The sequence below is a fragment of the Variovorax sp. 350MFTsu5.1 genome, from assembly GCF_048302515.1.
Lineage (GTDB): Bacteria > Pseudomonadota > Gammaproteobacteria > Burkholderiales > Burkholderiaceae_C > Variovorax > Variovorax guangxiensis.
Genome location: NZ_CP157620.1, coordinates 1,128,456 through 1,150,638, shown reverse-complemented (window position 1 = coordinate 1,150,638; position 22,183 = coordinate 1,128,456). Strand labels below are relative to the sequence as shown.

The 22,183-nt window shown below is 68.7% G+C and carries 19 protein-coding genes; 1 reads left to right on the top strand and 18 read right to left on the bottom strand.

What is annotated here, in order from left to right; translation table 11 throughout:
• Positions 1-6: 6 nt before the first annotated feature.
• A complete protein-coding gene (gene glyA, locus ABL843_RS04980) occupies positions 7-1,332 on the bottom strand; it encodes a serine hydroxymethyltransferase (RefSeq protein WP_418119176.1) in 1,326 nt (441 codons plus the stop codon).
• Positions 1,333-1,448: 116 nt separating this feature from the next.
• Here glyA and ABL843_RS04975 point away from each other — a divergent pair, with 116 nt between their 5' ends.
• A complete protein-coding gene (locus ABL843_RS04975; protein WP_418119175.1) occupies positions 1,449-2,408 on the top strand; it encodes a LysR family transcriptional regulator in 960 nt (319 codons plus the stop codon).
• Between the two features lie 25 nt (positions 2,409-2,433).
• Here the strand turns inward: ABL843_RS04975 and ABL843_RS04970 are convergent, their stop codons facing one another.
• The 17 genes from ABL843_RS04970 to mraZ all read right to left on the bottom strand — a co-directional run bounded on the left by ABL843_RS04970 (position 2,434) and on the right by mraZ (position 21,999).
• On the bottom strand, positions 2,434-2,610 hold the full coding sequence (locus ABL843_RS04970) for a hypothetical protein (RefSeq protein ID WP_019656766.1): 177 nt from the start codon (positions 2,608-2,610) through the stop codon (positions 2,434-2,436).
• A gap of 18 nt (positions 2,611-2,628) precedes the next feature.
• Positions 2,629-3,552, bottom strand: coding sequence for a UDP-3-O-acyl-N-acetylglucosamine deacetylase (gene lpxC, locus ABL843_RS04965; RefSeq protein ID WP_165909589.1), 924 nt, complete (start codon positions 3,550-3,552; stop codon positions 2,629-2,631).
• A 317-nt stretch (positions 3,553-3,869) separates the two neighbouring features.
• The gene (gene ftsZ / locus ABL843_RS04960; RefSeq protein WP_126021408.1) at positions 3,870-5,084 is read right to left on the bottom strand and encodes a cell division protein FtsZ; all 1,215 of its coding nucleotides are present in this window, start codon (positions 5,082-5,084) and stop codon (positions 3,870-3,872) included.
• Positions 5,085-5,254: 170 nt separating this feature from the next.
• On the bottom strand, positions 5,255-6,484 hold the full coding sequence (gene ftsA / locus ABL843_RS04955; RefSeq protein ID WP_093196937.1) for a cell division protein FtsA: 1,230 nt from the start codon (positions 6,482-6,484) through the stop codon (positions 5,255-5,257).
• Between the two features lie 30 nt (positions 6,485-6,514).
• Entirely contained in the window at positions 6,515-7,303 is a 789-nt protein-coding gene (locus tag ABL843_RS04950; RefSeq protein ID WP_126021409.1) for a cell division protein FtsQ/DivIB, read from the bottom strand.
• Positions 7,304-7,305: 2 nt separating this feature from the next.
• The gene (locus tag ABL843_RS04945) at positions 7,306-8,277 is read right to left on the bottom strand and encodes a D-alanine--D-alanine ligase (protein WP_184634739.1); all 972 of its coding nucleotides are present in this window, start codon (positions 8,275-8,277) and stop codon (positions 7,306-7,308) included.
• Complete coding sequence (gene murC, locus ABL843_RS04940) at positions 8,274-9,749, bottom strand: UDP-N-acetylmuramate--L-alanine ligase (protein WP_184634737.1); 1,476 nt, start codon at positions 9,747-9,749, stop codon at positions 8,274-8,276. Before murC ends, ABL843_RS04945 begins: the two co-directional genes overlap by 4 nt.
• Positions 9,746-10,810, bottom strand: coding sequence for an undecaprenyldiphospho-muramoylpentapeptide beta-N-acetylglucosaminyltransferase (gene murG / locus ABL843_RS04935; protein ID WP_418119174.1), 1,065 nt, complete (start codon positions 10,808-10,810; stop codon positions 9,746-9,748). The genes murC and murG overlap by 4 nt, the downstream gene beginning before the upstream one ends.
• Complete coding sequence (gene ftsW / locus ABL843_RS04930) at positions 10,807-12,105, bottom strand: putative lipid II flippase FtsW (RefSeq protein ID WP_126021413.1); 1,299 nt, start codon at positions 12,103-12,105, stop codon at positions 10,807-10,809. Before ftsW ends, murG begins: the two co-directional genes overlap by 4 nt.
• The gene (murD, locus tag ABL843_RS04925; RefSeq protein WP_418119173.1) at positions 12,102-14,279 is read right to left on the bottom strand and encodes a UDP-N-acetylmuramoyl-L-alanine--D-glutamate ligase; all 2,178 of its coding nucleotides are present in this window, start codon (positions 14,277-14,279) and stop codon (positions 12,102-12,104) included. The genes ftsW and murD overlap by 4 nt, the downstream gene beginning before the upstream one ends.
• A 22-nt stretch (positions 14,280-14,301) precedes the next feature.
• Complete coding sequence (mraY, locus tag ABL843_RS04920) at positions 14,302-15,480, bottom strand: phospho-N-acetylmuramoyl-pentapeptide-transferase (protein ID WP_093299737.1); 1,179 nt, start codon at positions 15,478-15,480, stop codon at positions 14,302-14,304.
• Positions 15,481-15,495: 15 nt separating this feature from the next.
• Positions 15,496-16,944 (bottom strand): UDP-N-acetylmuramoyl-tripeptide--D-alanyl-D-alanine ligase, encoded by a 1,449-nt coding sequence (locus tag ABL843_RS04915; RefSeq protein ID WP_418119172.1) that lies wholly within the window; start codon positions 16,942-16,944, stop codon positions 15,496-15,498.
• A complete protein-coding gene (locus ABL843_RS04910; protein WP_418119171.1) occupies positions 16,941-18,509 on the bottom strand; it encodes a UDP-N-acetylmuramoyl-L-alanyl-D-glutamate--2,6-diaminopimelate ligase in 1,569 nt (522 codons plus the stop codon). Before ABL843_RS04910 ends, ABL843_RS04915 begins: the two co-directional genes overlap by 4 nt.
• 2 nt (positions 18,510-18,511) lie before the next feature.
• Positions 18,512-20,266: a peptidoglycan D,D-transpeptidase FtsI family protein gene (locus tag ABL843_RS04905; protein WP_418119170.1), complete on the bottom strand. Its 1,755-nt coding sequence runs from the start codon at positions 20,264-20,266 to the stop codon at positions 18,512-18,514.
• Positions 20,263-20,637, bottom strand: coding sequence for a cell division protein FtsL (gene ftsL / locus ABL843_RS04900; protein ID WP_418119169.1), 375 nt, complete (start codon positions 20,635-20,637; stop codon positions 20,263-20,265). Before ftsL ends, ABL843_RS04905 begins: the two co-directional genes overlap by 4 nt.
• Position 20,638: 1 nt before the next feature.
• Positions 20,639-21,562: a 16S rRNA (cytosine(1402)-N(4))-methyltransferase RsmH gene (gene rsmH, locus ABL843_RS04895; RefSeq protein WP_418119168.1), complete on the bottom strand. Its 924-nt coding sequence runs from the start codon at positions 21,560-21,562 to the stop codon at positions 20,639-20,641.
• Positions 21,563-21,570: 8 nt separating this feature from the next.
• A complete protein-coding gene (mraZ, locus tag ABL843_RS04890) occupies positions 21,571-21,999 on the bottom strand; it encodes a division/cell wall cluster transcriptional repressor MraZ (RefSeq protein WP_081270207.1) in 429 nt (142 codons plus the stop codon).
• Positions 22,000-22,183 lie beyond the last annotated feature (184 nt).

The following is a 22,183-nucleotide window of genomic DNA, read 5'->3' as shown; positions in this document are numbered from 1 at the left end:
CCTGCGTCAGCGCACGATGTAGCGCAGCTCGCCGAGGCGCTTGCGGCGCTCGCGCACTTCGGCTGCAACCGATGCCGCATCGCCCTCGAGGGCTCGTGCGATCCAGTCAGCAAGCTGGGACATGTCCGCGGGCGTGAAGCCCAGCCGCACGATCTCGGGCACGCCGAGGCGCAGGCCGTTGATGTCGCCTTCCACGGGTGCGATCGGCAGGCCGATGCCGCAGGCCAGCAGGCCGCCCTTCGCGAGCTTCTTCGCCGCTCGCTGGCCGCCGCCCCATCGTGCGGCCTCCAGCGCGAACTGGTGCGACTGCGTGAAGCCGCGTGCCTTCGCGAACACGGGCAGCCCCCGCGCATCGAGTTCGCGCGCCAGTGCCTGCGCGGTCTCCCGCATCGCGGCCGCATAGGCGATACCATGCACCTTCCAGTCGAGCAGGCCACGGGCCAATGCCGCCGTGCGGCCCGCATCCGAATTGGCCGTGAGGCCGGGATAGGCGATGGCGTCGATGCGCTCCATCAGCGCCGCGTCGTTCGACACGATCAGCCCGCCCGCCGGTCCGCCCAGGCTCTTGTAGGTGCTCATGGTGATCGCATGCGCACCCTGCTCCAGCGGCTGCGGCCATGCCTTGCCGGCCACCATGCCCGAGAGATGCGCCGCGTCGAAGAGCAGCTTCGCGCCCACGCCGTCGGCGATCTCGCGGATCGCGGGCACCGGATGCGGAAACAGGTTGAGGCTGCCGCCGATGGTGACGAGCTTGGGCCTTGTCTCGCGCACCAGCTTCGCGAGCGCGGCGAGGTCGACCGTGTAGCCGTCGGCATCCACCGGCGCGGAAACCGGCTTCAGGCCATAGAGCCCTGCGGCGCCTGCCGCATGGTGCGTGACGTGCCCGCCGATGCTGGGCGGGGGCACGACGATGGTGTCGCCGGGCTGGCAGGTCGCCATGAACACGTAGAGATTCGACAGGGCGCCCGAGCTCACGCGCACCTCTGCGAACTTCGCACCGAACACCTCGGCCGCCAGCTCGGCGGCGACCACCTCGATGCGCTCGATGGCCTCCAGGCCCATCTCGTACTTGTCGCCCGGATAGCCGAGCGAGGGGCGCGAGCCCAGTCCGCGCGACAGAAGCGCCTCGGCGGCCGGGTTCATCACGTTGGTGGCGGGGTTGAGGTTCAGGCCGTCGACGTCGTGGATGCGGTGGTTGTCGGCCACCAGCCGTTCGATCTCGGCGGCCACGCCTGCAGCATCGCGCGAGGCGGCGTCCGCGGCGATGGAAAGCACATGGTCCTCGCTGGCGGCGGGAACCCAGGGGCGGCGTTGCAGGGCGGCGGCAGGCATGTGGCGGATCTCGCTATGAAAGGGGGATGGCTGCATCGTCGCCTGCCCTCGCCGACGGGGCAAACCGGATAATCTGGCCCCGAGCCGTAGAAAAACTTGGCCTGAAGGATCTGCCCATGCCGCTCGCACCACCCCGCCCACGCCTGCCGCCGCACACCGCGGTGCGCGCCTTCGAGGCGGCGGCGCGCCATGGCAGCTTCGCGCGCGCGGCAGAAGAACTCTTCGTCACGCCGGCGGCTATCGCGCAGCAGATCAAGGCGCTGGAGACATGGGCCGGCGGCGCGCTCTTCGAGCGGCACAGCCAGGGCATCCGCCTCAGCGCGCACGGGCGGCGCGCCCTGCCGGCCCTCAGCGCGGCGGTCGATCAGCTCGGCCTGGCCGTGCAGGCACTGCGCCACGAGACCCAGACCGCCGCGCGCCGCAGCACGCTGCAGGTGGCTGCGCTGCCGGCAGTTGCGCAGCTGTGGCTGTCACCGCGCCTGTCGCGGCTGAAGGCGGAGCTGCCCGGCGTGCAGGTGTCGGTGACGGCACTCGAGCAGCCACCAAACTTCCGCCGCGAGCCCTTCGATCTGGGCCTGTTCTATGCGCGCGCCGGCGAACGCATCGAGACTGCGGCAGGCGCGCAGTCGATCCCGCTGGTGCGCGACCGACTGCTGCCCGTGTGCAGTCCGCGCCTGCGCGAGCCCCTGCCCAGCAGCCGTCCACGCGCACTCGAAGATCTGACAGAACTGCTGCAGCGCAGCGGCGGACTGCACGACACCGTCTGGCGCGACGACTGGCAGCGCTGGCTGCAGGCCGTGAAGCCCGGCACCGTGGCGGCAGAAGCCGAAGCGCTCGCGGCAGGGCCGGACTTCTCGCTCTACAGCCTTGCGCTCCAGGCCGCAGTGGATGGCGAAGGCGTGCTGATGGGCCGCGAGCGACTCGTCGCACCGCTGCTGGCTCAAGGCAAGCTGCATGCGCCCTGGGGGCGGCCGAAAGCGCTGGGGGATACGGTGATGCTGCTGGTGCCTGCGCACCGCAAGGGGCCGCTGCTCGCGCGGCAGGTGCAGGCATTGCAGGCGCTGGCAGCGGGCTGAAAGCCTGCTATCGGGATAGCCGGCTCTACGCCACCCGCTCCGCGATCAGCACGGCGAAGAAGCCGAATGCCGCCAGCAACGTCCACTTCAGCACGATCCAGCCGATGCGCCGGTACTTGACCTGCCCCGTACCCGCGTAGAACGCGAAGCACACGCCAGCCACCAGCAGAAGCAGCAGGATGGCCCAGCGGAACAGAAGCATGTGAGAGGAACGAGCGGCCTACCAGGCCCGCGCGACTTCGCCGAAACCGCGCGGGGCGCGCTTCTCGTCCTCGAAGGTCACGACCTCGTAGGCGTCGCTGTGCGAGAGCAGCTCGCGCAGCAGCTTGTTGTTGAGCGCATGGCCCGAGCGGAAGGCGGTATACGCGGCCAGGAGCGGCTTGCCGATGATGTACAGGTCGCCCATCGCGTCGAGGATCTTGTGCTTCACGAACTCGTCGTCGTAACGCAGTCCGCCTTCGTTCAGCACCTTGGTGTCGTCCATCACGATGGCGTTGTCGAGGCCGCCGCCGAGCGCGAGGCCCTTGCTGCGCATGTACTCGACTTCCTTCGTGAAGCCGAAGGTGCGGGCGCGCGCGATGTCGCGGCTGTACGAGCCGGTGCCCAGGTCGAACTCCACGCGCTGGCCGGTGGAGTTGACGACGCGGTGGTCGAAGTCGATCTCGAAGCTCAGCTTGTAGCCGTGATAGGGCTCCAGGCTCGCCCACTTCTCGTTGGCGCCCTCGCCTTCGCGCACCTCGACCTTGCGGGTCACGCGGATGAAGCGGCGCGGCGCCTTCTGCAGCGCGATGCCCGCGCTTTGCAGCAGGAACACGAACGAGGAAGCCGATCCGTCGAGGATCGGCACTTCGTCGGCCGTGATGTCGATGTAGAGGTTGTCGATGCCCAGGCCCGCGCAGGCCGACATGATGTGCTCGACGGTCTGCACTTTCGCGCCGCCGGTGGAGACCGTGGACGCCAGGCGCGTGTCGGTGACCGACTCGGCCGTCATGCGGATCTCCGCCGGCTCCGGCAGGTCGACGCGGCGGAACACGATGCCCGTGTCTGCCGGTGCCGGCCGCAGCGTCAGCTCCACGCGCTGGCCGCTGTGAAGCCCCACGCCCACGGCGCGGCTGATGGACTTGAGGGTTCGTTGTTGCAGCACGGCCGGGATTTTAGGCGCGCGACGGGCGTGGCGGCCTATGCCCCTCGCTATGGCACCGATAGACATGGGTTCTATGCAATTCCTTCGAATTGGCCCGAAATGGACGCAAAGGGCACGAGGCGAGCGCAGCGCCTAGAGCCAGCGGACGTCCCTTTCGGGTCGTCCCCGTGCCCCTTACGCCCTCTCGTGCCCTCTGCGTCGAGCTGGTCCCTTCGCAAAACACCGAGGAACCGGCTCTGCCGGTCCTCAGGTGTTGCCCCCGGCAGGGGGCTGGCGAAGCGACACGAAATGCGCGCAGCCTGGGGGACGAGCCAGGTTCAGTCAGCTTGGCGGCGCAGGAACGCGGGAATCTCGAAGTCGTCCATGCCGCCCGAGGACAGCGCGTCCACCTTCGCGGCGGCCATCGTGCGGTTGGTGCGCCACACGCTGGGAACGGCCATGCCGTCGTAGTTGGGCTGGCTGCCGCCCGTGCCGCCGGCGTGACCCACGCCACCGAGCGTCGGCACGGTGAACGGGATGTTGTCGGTGCCGGTGCGGATGACTTCCAGCGTCGGCTGCTGGCGGCGAGCGTCGGGACGCGACAGGCCGGTGGCCACCACGGTCACGCGCATCTCGTCGCCCAGGCTGTCGTCGTAGGCAGCGCCGTAGATCACGTGCGCGTCCGGCGAGGCGTAGGCGCGGATGGTGTTCATCGCCAGCTTCGACTCGTTCAGCTTCAGCGAGCTCTTCGATGCCGTCACCAGCACCAGCACGCCCTTTGCGCCCGAGAGGTCGATGCCTTCGAGCAGCGGGCAGGCCACGGCCTGCTCGGCTGCGATGCGCGCGCGGTCGGGACCGGCTGCGGCAGCGGTGCCCATCATGGCCTTGCCGGGCTCGCCCATCACGGTGCGCACGTCTTCGAAGTCGACGTTCACGCCGCCGTACTCGTTGATGATTTCCGAGATGCCGCCCACGGCGTTCTTCAGCACGTCGTTGGCCTGAGCGAAGGCTTCGTCCTGCGTGACGTCCTCGCCCAGCACGTCGAGCAGCTTCTCGTTGAGCACGACGATCAGCGAGTCGACGTTCGCCTCGAGCTCGGCCAGGCCGGCGTCGGCATTGGTCATGCGGCGCCCGCCTTCCCAGTCGAAGGGCTTGGTCACCACACCCACGGTGAGGATGCCCATTTCCTTCGCCACGCGGGCGATCACGGGAGCGGCGCCGGTGCCGGTGCCGCCGCCCATGCCTGCGGTGATGAACAGCATGTGCGCGCCGTCGATGGCGGCGCGGATGTCGTCCACCGCGGCCTCGGCCGCGTCACGGCCCTTCTCGGGCTTGCTGCCGGCGCCCAGGCCGCTGGTGCCCAGCTGGATGATCTTGTGTGCGTTGCTGCGCTGCAGGGCCTGCGCGTCGGTGTTCGCGCAGACGAACTGAACGCCCTGCACGCCACGCTCCATCATGTGGGCGACCGCATTGCCGCCGCCACCGCCGACACCGATCACCTTGATCTGCGTGCCCTGGTTGAACTCTTCGACTTCGATCATTTCGATGGTCATTTTTAACTCCTTGAATCTTGCAGTTGCCGTTATGTGTCTGTGAATATTTCTTGTGTACTGACGGGATCAACGATGAGACCGTCGCGATGGTGGACCTGTTCGTCGCCATCGCTCGTTGAAATGCATGGGAGGGCTGCCACGCGCGAGCCAGAGTGGAGACTTGATCATGGCTAGAAATTCCCCACGATGAAGTCCTTGAAACGTCCGAATGCAGTCTTTACCGACCCATTCTTCTGCGCGACCTTGAAGCCGCGCATGCGCGCGAAGCGTGCTTCCTCCAGCAGGCCCATCACCGTCGCGGCGCGGGGCTGCGCGACCATGTCCGACAGCGCGCTCGAGTACTTCGGGATGCCGCGGCGCACGGGCTTGAGGAAGATGTCCTCTCCGAGTTCCACCATGCCCGGCATCACCGCGCTGCCGCCCGTGAGCACCACGCCCGACGAGAGCACCTCTTCGTAGCCCGACTCGCGCACCACCTGCTGCACCAGCGAGAAGATCTCCTCGATGCGCGGCTCGATCACGCCGGCCAGCGCCTGCTTGCTCAGCATGCGCGGGCCGCGGTCGCCCAGGCCCGGCACTTCCACCTGCGTCTCGGGGTCGGCCAGCAATTGCTTGGCGAAGCCGTTCTCGACCTTGATGTCTTCCGCGTCCTTCGTCGGAGTGCGCAGCGCCATCGCGATGTCGCTGGTGATGAGGTCGCCCGCGATCGGGATCACCGCCGTGTGGCGGATCGCACCGTTGGTGAAGATCGCCACGTCCGTCGTGCCGGCGCCGATGTCCACCAGCACCACGCCCAGCTCGCGCTCGTCTTCCGTCAGCACCGCCTGGCTGGAGGCCAGCGGGTTCAGCATCAGCTGGTCGACTTCCAGGCCGCAGCGGCGCACGCACTTGATGATGTTCTCGGCCGCGCTCTGCGCGCCGGTCACGATGTGCACCTTGGCCTCCAGGCGCATGCCGCTCATGCCGATCGGCTCCTTCACGTCCTGGCCGTCGATCACGAACTCCTGCGGTTCCACCAGCAGCAGGCGCTGGTCGCTGGAGATGTTGATGGCGCGTGCCGTCTCCACCACGCGGGCCACGTCGGCGGGCGTCACTTCCTTGTCCTTCACCGCCACCATGCCGCTGGAGTTGATGCCGCGGATGTGGCTGCCGGTGATGCCGGTGTAGACGCGGCTGATCTTGCAGTCGGCCATCAGCTCGGCCTCTTTCAGCGCCTGCTGGATGCTCTGCACGGTGGCGTCGATGTTCACCACCACGCCGCGCTTGAGGCCATTGCTCGGCGCGATGCCCAGGCCGGCCAGCTTGAGCTCGCCGCCGGGCAGCACCTCGGCCACGACCACCATCACCTTGGCGGTGCCGATGTCGAGTCCTACGACCAGGTCTTTGTATTCTTTGGGCATTGGGATATGTCCTCGATTCCTCGGTATTCGCTACTTGATTTTTCTTGGGGCCTCGGGCGAGACCGTGGTGACGCCGCGCAGCCGCAGGGCATACGCGTCGTTGTGGCGCAGGTCCGCGCCTTCGACGTCGGCCATGGTGCGGCGGTACTGGCCCGCGACCTGGGTCACGGTCTTCAGGAAGCGCTGCAGGCGGGCCGTCACCTCTTCGCTCTGGCCGCGGCCGAGCTCGATCTCGGCGCCGCTGTCGAGCACCACCTTCCAGCTGCCGCGGCTCGACAGCGTGAGCTCGTCGATCCCCAGGTCGTACGGCTGGAACTGCGGCTGCAGCACGCGGTACATGCCCAGCACCTGGCCGGCCTGCTCGATCGGGCCGTCCAGGCGCGGCAGGTTGTCGTCCACCTCGGCCACGTTGGCCTCGAACACGTCGCCGAAGCCGTTGATCAGTTTCGAGCCCGCCTCGTCGCCCCAGTTGGCCACCGGCACCTGCTCGGTCAGCGTCACGCGCAGCTTGTTCGGGAACTCGCGGCGCACCACCGCGCTGCGCACCCACGGCACCGACTCGAAGGCCGCGCGCGCGCGGGCCAGGTCGATGGTGAAAAAGTTGCCCGACAGCTGCGGCGCCACGTTGGCGCGCAGCGTGACCGCGTTGTTGTGCGTGACCTCGCCGTCCACCTTGATGCCGGCGATCGGGAAGAAAGGCTGGCGCAGCACCCACCACGCGCCCGCGGCAAGCAGCATGAGCGCCACCGCCGCGAACGCAAGGTTGGCGACGATGTTCATGAGCTTGACGTCGAAGGGCGCTGGAATGCTGTCGGCCATGGCTATAGCGAGCCTCCCGTCGCGTCCAGCGTGGCGGAAGCCAGCACCCGCAGGCACAGCTCCTCGTACGCGATGCCCGCGGCGCGCGCGGACATCGGCACCAGCGAATGGCTGGTCATGCCGGGCGAAGTGTTCATCTCCAGCAGGAAGGGCTTGCGGTCGCTCGCGCGGATCATCACGTCGGCGCGGCCCCAGCCGCGGCAGCCGAGCGTGCGGTAGGCGGCCAGCGTGATGCGCTGGATCTCGTGCTCCTCGGCCTCGGGCAGGCCGCTCGGGCACTGGTACTTCACATCGTCGGTGAAGTACTTGTTCTGGTAGTCATAGGCGCCCTCGGGCGCGGCGATGCGCACCACCGGCAGCGCGCGCGCGTCGAGACCATGGCCGAGCACGGCGCAGGTCACTTCCTCGCCCTCGATGAATTCCTCGCACAGCACGTCGGCGTCGTACCTGGCCGACAGCGCCACCGCGTCCTGCATCTCTGAATAACCTTGCACCTTGGTCACGCCGATGGACGAGCCTTCGCGCGGCGGCTTCACGATCAGCGGCAGGCCGAGCACGTCGGGCACCGCCCTGACCTGCTCGCGGCTTTGCTGGTCGAAGGCCAGGCGCACGTACTTGGGCGTGGGCAGGCCGTCGGCCTGCCAGATGCGCTTGGTCATGACCTTGTCCATCGCCACGCTGGAGGCCATCACGCCAGAGCCGGTGTAGGGAATGCCGAGCAGCTCGAGCGCGCCCTGCACGGTGCCGTCCTCGCCGTGGCGGCCGTGCAGCGCGACGAAGCAGCGCGCGAAGCCTTCGCTCCTGAGCTCCGACAGGTCGCGCTGCGACGGGTCGAAGGCATGCGCGTCCACGCCGCGCGAGCGCAGCGCCTCGAGCACGCCGGTGCCCGACATCAGGGAGATCTCGCGCTCGGCGGAACTGCCGCCGAAGAGCACGGCGACCTTGCCGAAGAGTTTGGGGTCCTGGAGGCTCATGAGGCCCTCCCTTTGCGCGAACCGCGCTCGGATGTTGAAGGGGCAGAGGCGCCGGTCGCGGCACCGGCCGCGCCGAGCTCGACCACCTTGGCCGGCACCGCGCCGATGGAGCCCGCGCCCATCGAGAGCACCACGTCGCCCGGGCGGGCGTTGTCGAGAATGGCGCGCGGCATCGCGGCAATGTCGTCGACGAAGACCGGCTCGACCTTGCCCGCCACGCGCAGCGCGCGCGCCAGCGTGCGGCCGTCGGCCGCCACGATGGGCGCCTCGCCGGCGGCATAGACCTCGCCGAGCAGCACCGCGTCGGCCGTGCCGATGACCTTCACGAAGTCTTCGAAGCAGTCGCGCGTGCGGGTGTAGCGGTGCGGCTGGAAGGCCAGCACCAGCCGGCGGCCCGGGAATGCGCCGCGCGCGGCCGCGATGGTGGCGGCCATCTCCACGGGGTGATGGCCGTAGTCGTCGATCACCGTGAAGGTGCCGGCAGCATCCCCGCCCTGCACAGCCACGTCGCCGTAGCTCTGGAAGCGGCGGCCCACGCCCTTGAAGCCTGCGAGCCCGCGCTGCACGGCTTCGTCGGGAATACCGAGTTCCACCGCCACCGCGATCACCGACAGCGCATTGCGCACGTTGTGTTCGCCCGGCAGGTTCAGCACGATGGGCAGGTCGGGCAGCGTCACTCCGTTGCGGCGCTGCGCGGTGAAATGCATCTGGCCGCCGACGGCGCGCACGTCGATGGCGCGCACCTGGGCGTCCTCGCCGAAGCCGTAGCTCGTGACCGGGCAGGTCACGTCGGCCACGATCTCGCGCACCGCCGGATCGTCGGTGCACAGAATGGCCACGCCATAGAACGGCATGCGGTGCAGGAAGTCGACGAAAGCCTTCTTGAGCTTCGCGAAGTCGTGCCCGTAGGTCTCCATGTGGTCGGCGTCGATGTTCGTGACCACCGCCATCACCGGCAGCAGATTCAGGAACGAGGCGTCCGACTCGTCGGCCTCCACCACGATGTAGTCGCCGCTGCCGAGCTGCGCGTTGGCACCGGCGCTGTTCAGGCGCCCGCCGATCACGAAGGTCGGGTCGAGCCCGGCGGCCGCGAGCACGCTCGCCACCAGACTGGTGGTGGTGGTCTTGCCGTGCGTGCCGGCAATGGCGATGCCCTGCTTCAGGCGCATCAGCTCGGCCAGCATCAGCGCGCGCGGCACCACCGGAATGCGCTTCTCGCGCGCAGCCAGCACCTCGGGGTTGTCCGGCTGCACCGCCGTCGACGTGACGACCGCATCCGCGCCGTCGATATGCGCGGCCGCGTGGCCCACGAAGGTGCCGATGCCCAGGCCCGCGAGCCGGCGCAGCGTGGCGCTGTCGGCCAGGTCGGAGCCGGTGATTTTGTAGCCCAGGTTCAGCAGCACTTCGGCGATGCCGCTCATGCCGGAGCCGCCGATGCCCACGAAATGGATGTGACGAATCGCGTGCTTCATTTGGCAAGCTCCTCGCAGGCGCGGACGACCGCCTCGACGGCTTCGGTCTTCTGCATGGTCTTGGCCTTCTCGGCCTTCTCTATCAGCGCATCGCGCCCGGTTTTCTGTAGCAAGTCAGCCAGCAATTCAGGAGTGAGGTCGGCCTGCTGCACCAGCCAGCCGCCGCCCGCGTCCACGAGGAAGCGCGCATTGGTGGTCTGGTGGTCGTCGACCGCCGAGGGGAAAGGCACGAACAGCGCTGCTGCGCCGACGGCCGCGATTTCTGTGACGGTGCTGGCACCGGCGCGCGCGACGATCATGTCGGCGTCCGCATAGGCCTGCGCCGTGTCTTCGATGAAGGGCGTCAGCTCTCCTTCGACGCCCGCGGCCTCGTAGTTGGAGCGCAGCTCGTCGATCTGCTTGGCGCCGCTCTGGTGCAGCACCCGCGGGCGCTCGGCCGGCGCGATGCGCGCGAGTGCCTGCGGCACCACGGTGTTGAGACCGCGAGCGCCAAGGCTGCCGCCGACCACAAGCAGTTTCAGCGGACCGCTGCGGCCTGCGAAGCGCTCGGCCGGCGCCGGCTTGGAAGTGAAGGCCGCGCGCAGCGGGTTGCCCACCCACTGCGCCTTCTTCAGCACGTTGGGAAAGGCGGTGAACACGCGGTCGGCCACGCCCGCCAGCACCTTGTTGGCGAGGCCGGCCACCGAGTTCTGCTCGTGCAACACCAGCGGCTTGCCGACCAGCACACCCATCATCCCGCCCGGGAAGGTGATGTAGCCGCCCAGGCCCACCAGCACGTCGGGCTTCACGCGGCGCACCACGCCCAGGCTCTGCCAGAAGGCGCGCAGCAGCTTCAGCGGCAGCAGGAAAAGTGTGAGCGGGCCCTTGCCGCGCACGCCGCCGAACTGCACGGGTTCGAAGGCGAAGCCGCGCGGCGGCACCAGCTTTTCTTCCATGCTGCCGGGGGCGCCCAGCCAGTGCACCTTCCAGCCGCGCTCGCGCAGGGCCTCGGCCACCGCGAGTCCGGGGAAGATGTGGCCCCCGGTGCCGCCGGCCATGACGAGTGCGGTGCGGCCCGTCATACGCGACCTCCGCGCATCAGCACTCGGTTTTCGTAATCGATGCGCAAAACGATCGCCAGCGCCACCAGGTTCATCAAAATGGCCGAGCCGCCGAAGCTCATCAGCGGCAGCGTCAGGCCCTTGGTCGGCAGCGCGCCGAGGTTCACGCCCATGTTGATGAAGGTCTGGAAGCCCAGCCACACGCCCACGCCCTGTGCCACGAGGCCCGAGAACACGCGGTCGAGCGCGATGGCCTGGCGGCCGATGTGCATGATGCGGCGCGTGAGCCAGAGGAACAGGCCGATGATCAGCAGCACGCCGACGAGGCCGAACTCCTCGCCGATCACGGCCAGCAGGAAGTCGGTGTGCGCCTCGGGCAGCCAGTGCAGCTTCTCGACGCTGCCGCCCAGGCCGACGCCGAAGATCTCGCCGCGGCCGATGGCGATCAGCGAGTGCGACAGCTGGTAGCCCTTGCCCAGCGCGTGCTCCTCGCTCCACGGATCGAGGTACGCGAAGATGCGCTCGCGGCGCCACGGGCTGCTCGCGACGATGGTGCCGAAGGCCACCACCACCAGCGCGGCGATCAGGAAGAACATGCGCGCATTCACGCCGCCCAGGAACAGGATGCCCATGGCGATCACGGCGATCACCATGAAGGCGCCCATGTCGGGCTCGGCCATCACCAGCATGCCGACCACCACCACCGCCACGCCCATGGGCAGCACGGCGCGGAAGAAGCGCTCCTTGATCTCCATCTTGCGCACCATGTAGCTGGCGGCGTAGAGCACCATCGCGAGCTTGGCCAGCTCCGACGGCTGGAAGCGCATGAAGCCCATCGGCAGCCAGCGGCGCGCGCCGTTCACGTTGATGCCGATGTGCGGAATGAGCACAGCCACCAGCAGCAGCAGCGAGGCCACGAAGAGCCAGGGCGCGGCGCGCTCCCAGGTCTTCATCGGGATCTGGAAGGTCAGCAGCGCGGCGATGAAGGCGAACACCACCGAGGCCGCGTGCCGCGTGAGGAAATACGAGGCGCTGTAGCCCGCGCGCGCGAAGCGCGGGTTGTCGGGCAGCGCGATGGAGGCCGAATACACCATGATCAGGCCCCAGGTCAGCAGCGCCACCGTGACCCAGACCAGCGCCTGGTCGAAGCCCAGCACGCGCATCGGCGTGGCCTTGGTCTGCGCGATGCCGGCGCCGCCCAGCCGCACGGGCAGGTGCACGGGCAGCGAGTCGATCCCGCTGCGCGCGCGCCTGAACCAGCCGCCGAAGCGGCTGGTGCGTGCGTTGGGCGTGGCGCCTGATGCGGCAGAGTTCAAACCTGTTCCTCCGTCGTCGAGTCGCCCAGGCCGCGCGGGCTGTCCTCGTAGGCCTGCACGGCCTCGCGGAACACCTCGGCGCGGTGTGCGTAGTCCTTGAACATGTCGAAGCTCGCACAGGCCGGTGACAGCAGCACGGCATCGCCGGGGTTGGCGCGCACGGATGCGAGCTTCACCGCCTCGTCCATCGAGGCGGCGTGCAGCAGCGAGACGCCCGTCGATGCCAGCGCGGCTTCGATCAGCGGCGCGTCGCGGCCGATGAGCACCACGGCGCGCGCGTACTGGCGAACGGGCGCGGCCAGCGGCTCGAAGTCCTGCCCCTTGCCTTCGCCACCAAGAATGACGACCACGCGGCGCTCCTCGCCCAGGCCGGTCAGCGCGGCGGCGGTGGCACCCACGTTGGTGCCCTTGCTGTCGTCGAAGTACTCGACCTCGTCGATGACGGCGATGGGCTCGACGCGATGCGGCTCGCCCTGGTATTCGCGCAGGCCGTAGAGCATGGCGTTCAGCGGGCAGCCGGCGGCGCTGGCCAGCGCCAGGGCCGCGAGCGCGTTCATGGCGTTGTGGCGGCCGCGGATGCGCAGCGCGTCGGCGGGCATCAGCCGCTGCAGGAAGATCTCTTCCTCGACCACGGCACCACGCTTGCGCTTCTGCGTTTCGTCGGCTTCCAGCGCGCGCACCAGCCAGGCCATGCCGTTCACGCGCTCGATGCCGTAGTCGCCCGGGCGCAGCGGCATCGCGGAACCGAAGGTGACATGCGTGCGGATCTGCGGGCGCTGCAGCTTGACCTTGACGGGCGCGGGCAGCATCGCCATCACGCCGGCGTCGTCGCGGTTGAGGATCATGAGCCCGTGCGCGCCGAAGATGCGCGCCTTGGCCGCGCCGTACGCGGCCATGTCGCCGTGCCAGTCCAGATGGTCCTGCGTGAGGTTGAGCACCGTCGCGGCCGTGGGCTCGAAGCCCTGCACGCCGTCGAGCTGGAAGCTGGACAACTCCAGCACCCACACGTCGGGCAGCGTCTCGGCGTCCATGTGCGCCGAGAGCGTGTCGAGCAGCGTCGGGCCGATGTTGCCGGCCACGGCCACCGTCTTGCCCGCGCGCTCGACCAGCTGGCCGGTGAGCGAGGTGACCGTCGTCTTGCCGTTGGTGCCGGTGATGGCGAGCACCGCGGGCGTGTAGCCCTTGGGCGCTTCGGGTTCGACGGGCGGTGCCAGTTCGAGCTGCGGCGACGGCTCTTCCTCGACGGCCGCCGAGGCCGGGTTGGTGACGGAGAGCTCGGCGATGCGCGCGACGAACTCCGCGGCTTCCTTGGCGGCGGTCGGGACGTAGGGCTTGCCGGTGGTGGGCAGGCGCGAAACGGTGGCGGGCGCGGGCGCGGGTGCGGGCTCCGCTGCCGGGGCTTCGGGTGATTCGGGAGCTGCTTCGGCAGCCGTGGCTTCCGGCGCTGCTTCAGCGCTGGTTGCTTCGGTGGATTCCGGCGCCGTTTCAGGCGCGGCTTCGGATGCTTGCTCCGCAACGGTTTCGGCCGGCACGGCCACTTCGCCTTCCTGCGGCGGCGGCACGGCAACGCTGATCGACGGATCGCGCGGCATCGCTTCGGCCATCGCGGGGGCGGCCGGCTCGGGCTGGGCTTCAGCGGTTTCCGATGTTTCTACTGGCGCGGGTGCTTCTGCAGGCTCGACCGGAGCTGCGGCCTCGGCGGGCGCAGGCTCTTCCAGCGCCAGCTCGGCCTGTGCTTCAGGCTCGGCGGGAGCTTCGGCAACCGGCTCGGCTTCCGTTGCGGCGGTGACTTCCGCCTCCGGTTCGGCCTCGACCACCGGCACTTCCACCGTCCGCAGGTCCTGCAGCGCACGCGCGAACAGATCCAGCTCGCCACCGACCGGCAGGCCCACGGCACGCGCCGCATCGGCCACCGGCGCGATGGTCGCCGGCGAAAGGCCCGGCGAACGGTACACGGCGCGGATCGGCGTGCCTTCGACCAGCGCGGCCGAAAACGGCCCGCCGACGAAGTTCACGCCTGGCAGCTCCTCGCGCAGCGTCGGAAGCAATGCCGGCGCCTCGCGCGTGTCGGCCACGGTCACGACCGCGCCGTGGCGCGCGCACCAGCGCGCCATCGCCAGCCCGGACGCGCCGAGGCCGAGGATGAGGACGGGGAGGTCTTTCAGGTGCCGCATGGTTGTCTTCTTCTTTTCTCTCTCAGCGCAGCTTCAGCGTCGAAAGGCCCACGAGGCACAGCAGCATCGTGATGATCCAGAAGCGCACCACGACCTGCGTCTCGCGCCAGCCGCTCTTCTCGAAGTGATGGTGCAGCGGCGCCATCTTGAGCACGCGCCGCCCCTCGCCGAAGCGCTTCTTCGTGTACTTGAAGTAGGTGACCTGTGCCATCACGGAGATCGCCTCGACCACGAAGATTCCGCCCATGATGAAGAACACGATCTCCTGGCGCACGATGACCGCGATGGTGCCCAGCGCGCCGCCCAGCGCCAGCGCGCCCACGTCGCCCATGAACACCTGCGCCGGGTGCGTGTTGAACCACAGGAACGCCAGGCCCGCGCCGGCCATGGCCGAGCAGAACACCAGCAGCTCGCCCGAGCCGGGAATGTTGGGGAACAGCAGGTACTTGGAATACACCGCGCTGCCCGTGACGTAGGCGAACACGCCCAGCGCCGAGCCCACCATCACCACCGGCATGATCGCCAGGCCGTCCAGGCCGTCGGTCAGGTTCACGGCATTGCTCGCGCCCACGATCACCAGGTAGGTGAGGATCACGAAGCCGATGCCGCCCAGCGGATAGCTCACTTCCTTGAAGAAGGGCACCAGCAGGTTGATCTTGGGCGGGAAGTCGAGGTCGAAGCCCGACTGCACCCATGCGAAGAACAGCTGCACCACGCGCCAGTTGGAGCTTTCCGAGATGCTGAAGAGCAGGTAGAAGGCCGCGATCAGCCCCACCACCGATTGCCAGAAATACTTCTCGCGCGAGCGCATGCCCTCCGGATCCTTGCGCACCACCTTGCGCCAGTCGTCCACCCAGCCGATGGCGCCGAAGCCCATGGTGACCCACAGCACGATCCACACGAACCTGTTGGAGATGTCGAACCACAGCAGCGTGGCGAAGGCGATGGCGAACAGCACCAGCACGCCGCCCATGGTGGGCGTGCCGCTCTTGGTGAGGTGCGTTTCCATGCCGTAGCCGCGCACCGGCTGGCCGATCTTGAGCGCCGTGAGGCGGCGGATCACGTAGGGCCCGGCCACCAGGCCGACCACGAGCGCCGTCAGCGCGGCCATCAGCGCGCGGAAGGTGAGGTACTGGAAGATGCGCAGGAACCCGAACTCGGGCGACAGCGTCTGCAGCCATTGAGCGAGGGTCAGCAGCATGTGGTTTCGCGCGGCTCATGCGTCATGACCGGCCTCCTTTTGTTGTTGTGGTTGTTGTAGTTGTGCCTGCGCCTCGACGACCTGCACCACGCGCTCCATCTTCATGAAGCGCGATCCTTTCACGAGCACGCTGCCGACCTGCGGCAGGCGTGCGAGCACGGCCGCGCTCAGCGCGTCGAACTCGTTGAAATGGCGTCCGTCGGCACAGGCGAAGGCGGCGACGGTGTGCGACGTCGCGTCGCCCAGCGTGTAGACGGACTCGATGCCGCGCTCGCGGGCATGCTCGCCGACCTCGGCGTGGAACTCGGGCGAGCGGTCGCCCACCTCGCCCATGTCGCCCAGCACCAGCAGGCGCGGGCCCGGCAGGGCGGCGAGCACGTCGATGGCGGCGATCACCGAATCGGGGTTGGCGTTGTAGCTGTCGTCGACCAGCGTGATCGCATGGCCGCCGGGCAGCGCGACTTCGCTTGCGCGCGAACGACCCTTGACCGGCTCGAAGGCCGAGAGGCCGGCGCCGATGGTTTCCAGCGACACACCCGCCGCGAGCGCGCAGGCCGTGGCGGCGAGCGCGTTGACGACGTTGTGCCGGCCCGCGATGTGCAGCCGCGCGTCGAAGGCGCCCACCGGCGTGCGGATGCTCACGGCCCAGGCGCCCTGCTTCCATTCGGCGTGCTGCAGCGAGATGTCGGCATCCTCGTGCTCGCCGAAGGTCAGGCAGCGGCGCGAACCGCCGTCGTGCGCCATGTCGGTCCACAGCGAGGTGAACTCGTCGCCGTAGGGAAAGACGGCCGTGCCGTCTTCCGGAAGCACGGCGAACACGGCGGCGTTCTCGATGGCCACCGCCTCGACGGTGGCCATGAATTCCTGGTGCTCGCGCTGCGCGTTGTTGACCAGCGCGATGGTCGGGCGCGAGATGGCCGCCAGCCGCGCGATCTCGCCCGGGTGGTTCATGCCCAGCTCGAGCACCGCGCGCTGGTGCTGCGCGCGCAGGCGCAGCAGCGTGAGCGGCACGCCGATCTCGTTGTTGAAGTTGCCGGCCGTGGCGAGCGAGCGCTCGGCCCGGAAGGCGAAGAGCACGGCCGCGATCATCTGCGTGACCGTGGTCTTGCCGTTGCTGCCCGTCACCGCGATCAGCGGCAGGTCGAACTGCGCGCGCCAGCCCGCGCCGAGCGCGCCGAGCGCGACCAGCGAGTCGGGCACCTCGAGGCCGGCGAGACCCGCGGCCTCCAGCCCGTGGTGCGCGATGGCGGCCACGGCGCCCTGCTTCTTCGCATCGGCCAGGAAATCGTTGGCGTCGAAGCGCTCGCCCTTGAGCGCGACGAACAGGTCGCCGGGCGCGAGCGTGCGCGTGTCGGTGTGCACGCGGGCGATGACGATGGAGCCGTCGCCCACGAGGCGAGAACCCGGAATCCATTGCTGGATCCGGGCCAGGGTGATGTCCAGGGGTGTCGTGATGCCGCTCATGCCGAGGCACCCCTCTTTGCCAGCGCCTGCAGCGCATGGGCCTTGTCCGAGAACTCGATGCGCTGGCCGGCGATTTCCTGCCAGGCCTCGTGGCCCTTGCCTGCGATCAGCACCACATCTTGCGGCGCAGCCTGCGCGATGGCGTCGGCGATGGCTGCCGCCCGGTCGGGCTGCACCTGCGCCGCGTCGGGGCGCGAGAAGCCGCGCAGCACCTGGCTGATGATCGCGTCGGGCTTTTCGCTGCGGGGGTTGTCGCTGGTGACGATCACGCGGTCGGCCTGGCGCTCGGCGACGGCGGCCATCATCGGGCGCTTGATCGGGTCGCGGTCGCCGCCGCAGCCGAACAGGCACCACAGTGCGCCGCCGCGCTGCTTTGCGAGCGGGCGCAGGCCGATCAGCGCCTTGTCGAGCGCATCGGGAGTGTGGGCGTAGTCGACCACGGCCAGCGGGGCGCCTTCGCCGGTGCCGGCGCGGTCCATGCGTCCGGGCACGCTGGTGAGGTTGGCGCATGCGGCCACGGCCTGGGCGAGCGTGAGGCCCAGCGCGCGCAGCGTGCCGAGGACGCCCAGCAAGTTGGACACGTTGTACTGGCCGATGAGCCCCGTCGACAGGCGCTCCACGGCAGCCGTGCCGTGCTCGGCCACCGAGAACTGCAGGCCCTGCGCGTCGTAGCCGATGTCGCGCGCCATGAGGCGGGCCGGCTTGCCGGCGGCCGAAACGGTCCAGACGTCGAGCGCACCGATGCCGGCGTCGATCAGGTTCGCGCACAGGCTGGCGCCGTGCGTGTCGTCGATGTTGATCACCGCGGCGCGCAGGCCGGGCCAGCGGAACAGCTCGGCCTTGGCCTGCCAGTAGGCGTCCATGCTGCCGTGGTAGTCGAGATGGTCCTGCGTGAAGTTGGTGAACACGGCCACGGCGATCTGCGCGCCGTCGAGGCGGCGCTCGGCGATGCCGATGGACGAGGCCTCGATGGCGCAGGCGCCGAAGCCGTTCGTGACCAGCGCGCGCAGCTCGCGCTGCATCATCACCGGGTCGGGCGTGGTCAGGCCGGTGTAGGTCAGATCGGGCGGCACGCCGATGCCCAGTGTGCCCATCACGGCGCAGGGCGATGGCGCGTCGCGCTGCATGGTGCCGTCGGGCTTCATCACTCGCACGCCGCCCGCCGCGCGCAGCGTGGAGAGCGACTCGGCCAGCCACCATGCGGTGGAGGTCTTGCCGTTGGTGCCCGTCACGGCCAGCACTTCGAGCAGGGCCGAGGGGTTGTCGTAGAAGGCCGAGGCGATCGGGCCGGTGGCGGCCTTCAGGCCGGGGTAGCTCACGATGCGCTCGCGGTATTCGTCCTGGTCGAAGCCGAAGGGCTCGACGCCCTCGTGTTCCACCAGGCAGACGGCGGCGCCCTGCGCCAGCGCGGCCGCCACGTGCCTGCGGCCGTCGGTGGCGGCGCCCGGCCAGGCGATGAAGACGTCGCCCGCACCCACGGCGCGGCTGTCGGCATGCAGCGCGGCGTTCGGCGCGCGCTCCTTCAGCCAGGCGGCGACCAGTTGGGGGGAAGTGAAGGTCAGCATGTTCAGAAGCTCTCGTCGACGCCCTGCGTCATCACAAGCGGTTTGACCGCCAGATCGGGCGGTACGTTCATCATGCGCAGCGTCTGCTGCACGACCTCGCTGAACACGGGAGCGGCCGCCAGGCCGCCGAAATACTGCCCGTCGCTGGGCTCGTCGATCATCACCGCGACGATGATGCGCGGCTTCTCGATAGGCGCCATGCCGGTGAACCAGGCGCGGTACTTGTTGCTGGCGTAGCCCTTGCCGACCTGCTTGTGAGCCGTGCCCGACTTGCCGCCGACCGAGTAGCCCACCGTCTGCGCGCGCGTGCCGGTACCGCCGGGGCCGGCGGCCATCTGCAGCATCTTGCGCACCGCCAGCGCGTTGGAGGGCGAGAACACGCGCACGCCCACCGGCGGTTCGGAGTTCTTCAGGATGGTCACCGGAATCAGCGAGCCGTCGTGCGCGAACGCGGTGTACGAATGCGCCATCTGGAACAGCGACGCCGACAGGCCGTAGCCATAGGCCATGGTGGCCTGCTCGACCGGCTTCCAGGTCTTCCAGGGCCGCAGCCGGCCGGTGACGGCGCCGGGGAACTGGATCTGCGGCTTCTGGCCGTAGCCGAGCGCGGTGTAGGTGTCCCACATCTCGTGCGGGGTCATCTTCTGGGCGATCTTGAGCGCACCGACGTTGCTCGACTTCTGGATCACGCCCTCGACTGTCAGCGTGCCGTAGTTGTGCGTGTCGCTGATGGTGAAGCCGCCGATCTGGTAGCGGCCGGGGCCGGTTTCGATCAAGGTCGAGGGCTTCACGCGGCCGGCTTCCAGCGCCATGCCCACCGTGATCGGCTTCATGGTCGAGCCGGGCTCGAAGGTGTCGGTGATCGCGCGGTTGCGCAGCTGCTCGCCGGTGAGGTTCTGGCGCTTGTCGGGCACGTAGCTCGGGTAGTTGGCCAGTGCCAGCACCTCGCCGGTGACGGAATCGAGCACCACCACGCTGCCGGCCTTGGCCTTGCGCGCGGTCACGGCGTCGCGCAGCTTCTGGTAGGCGAAGAACTGCACCTTGCTGTCGACGCTGAGCTGGATGTCCTTGCCGTCCAGCGGCGGCACGGTCTCGCCCACGCCCTCGACCACGCGGCCCAGGCGGTCCTTGATGACGCGGCGCGACCCGGCCTTGCCGGCCAGGTCCTTGTTGAAGGCCAGCTCGATGCCTTCCTGGCCGTTGTCTTCCACGTTGGTGAAGCCCACCACGTGCGCGGCGGCCTCGCCCTCGGGGTACTGGCGCTTGTATTCCTTGCGCTGGTAGATGCCCTTGAGGTTCATCGCGGCGATCTGCTTGGCGATGGGCTCGTCGACCTGGCGCTTGATCCAGACGAAGGTCTTGTCCTCGTCTTCCAGCTTCTTGTCGAAGTCCTTCTGCGGCATCTCCAGCAGCTTGGCCACCTGCCTGAGCTTGGCGCGCACCTCGGGGTCGTCGCGCTCGATGTCCTCCGGGATGGCCCAGATGCTGGGCGCGACCACGCTCGATGCGAGGATGAGCCCGTTGCGGTCGAGGATGCGGCCGCGGTTGGCCGGCAACTCCAGCGTGCGCGCGAAGCGCACCTCGCCCTGCCGCTGGAAGAAGCTGTTGCCGATGACCTGCACGTAGGCAGCCCGGCCGGCCAGCACCAGGAAGCCGAAGGCGATGCCGGCGACGATGAGCTTGCTGCGCCACACCGGCGTCTTGCTCGCAAGCAGGGGGCTGGTGGTGTAGCGGACGCTGCGGTTGCCCCGGGTCATCGCGCGGCCCTCGCTGCGGTTGCGGCCGGCCTGGCCGCAGGTTTGGCGGCCGGCTTGCCTGTGGTGGGGGGCGTCGGCGCCACAGGTGCGACGGCGGGAATCACGGAGCCGTCAGGGCGCACGTACTGCGTGATCGCCGGGGAGGTGGTGCGCATCTGCAGCTGCTCCTTGGCGAGCTTCTCCACGCGCAGCGGCGTGGCCTGCGCGCGCTTCTCGACCTGCAGGCGGTCGCGCTCGGTCTCGAGGCGGCGGGCATCCTGCTGCACGCGGTCGAGCTCGGTATAGAGCTGGCGCGACAGATACTGGGTGTGCACAAGGTACAAAGCCGTCGCAATGACGGCCATCAGCAGGAGCAGATTTACACGGGCCATGTCAGTCGGCGCCGGTACGTTCTGCCACGCGAAGAATGGCACTGCGCGCCCGCGGGTTCCCGCTCACCTCGGCCTCCGAGGGCTTGATGCGCTCCAGCGCGCGCAGCTTCATGACCTTGGGCGCGGCGAACGGCGCGCGGCGGTCGTAGACCTCCTTGGAGTGCTTCGCTATGAACTGCTTGACGATGCGGTCTTCCAGCGAGTGGAAGCTGATGACCGCCAGCCGCCCCCCCGGCTTCAGGATGGACAGGCTGGCTTCTAGCGCCTGTTGCAGCTCTTCAAGCTCGGCGTTGATGAAAATCCGAAAAGCCTGAAATGTGCGCGTTGCAGGGTTCTGGCCCGGCTCGCGGGTTTTGACCGTGCCAGCCACGAGCTCGGCCAGTTCGGTGGTGGTTGAAACTGGGCCCCGTTCTTGTCGGCGAGCAACAATCGCCTTTGCAATCTGAACAGCAAACCGTTCTTCGCCATAGTCACGGATCACCTCTGCAATCTGCTGTAGTTCGGCCGTTGCCAGCCACTCGGCCACGCTTTCGCCGCGCGTGGTGTCCATGCGCATGTCGAGCGGGCCATCGAAACGGAAACTGAAACCGCGCACCGGGTTGTCGATCTGCGGCGAGCTCACGCCCAGGTCCATGAGCAGGCCGGCGACGCTCGCATCGGGCAGTTCGCCGATCGAGCGGAATCCCTGGTGGCGGATGGAAAAACGCGCATCCGAGATGCGCGCTGCTTCGGCCACTGCTTCCGCATCCTTGTCGAATGCGATGAGCCTGCCTTCCGGCGCCAGCCGCGCGAGGATCGCGCGCGCGTGCCCTCCTCTTCCGAAGGTGGCGTCCACGTAGGTGCCGGCAGCTGCGGCGCTGCCGGATAGAAGAGCTTCCACCGCCTCGCCGAGCAAGACGGTCGTGTGGGTCCAGGGCGTGTTCACGGTGCCCCTCAGAACGCGAAGTCCTGGAATACGTCCGGCATCTCGCCCTGGGTGGCCTCGGCCTCCTTGGCCTCGTAGGTGGCCTTGTCCCAGAGCTCGAAGTGGTTGCCCATGCCCAGCAGCAGCGTCTCGCGCGTGATGCCGGTCGCCGCGCGCAGCTCGGGCGACACGAGGATGCGGCCGGTGCCGTCCATCTCGACGTCCATGGCGTTGCCAAGGAAGACGCGCTTCCACCACTGCGCCGACATCGGCAGCGCGGCGATGCGCTCGCGGAATTTTTCCCATTCGGGACGGGGGAACACCATCAGGCATCCGTGCGGATGCTTGGTGATCGTGAGCTGGCCGCCTGCCGTCGCGCTCAGGACGTCACGATGCCGGGTCGGCACGGAGAGCCGCCCCTTGGCATCCAGACTGAGCGATGAAGCGCCTTGAAACACGACCACGAAACCCCTGTGTTGGGAGTGCTGCGGCACCCGAAAGGGGCACTACCCGCACTTTTTCCCACTTAACTGCACTTTTTTGCACTGTAGCAGGAAACACTTCGGAAGCAACTGGCCGTTTGGGCTATTTTTTGTAATGGAATCAACGACTTAGCGCCGATTCCAAATCCTTGGAATCGGC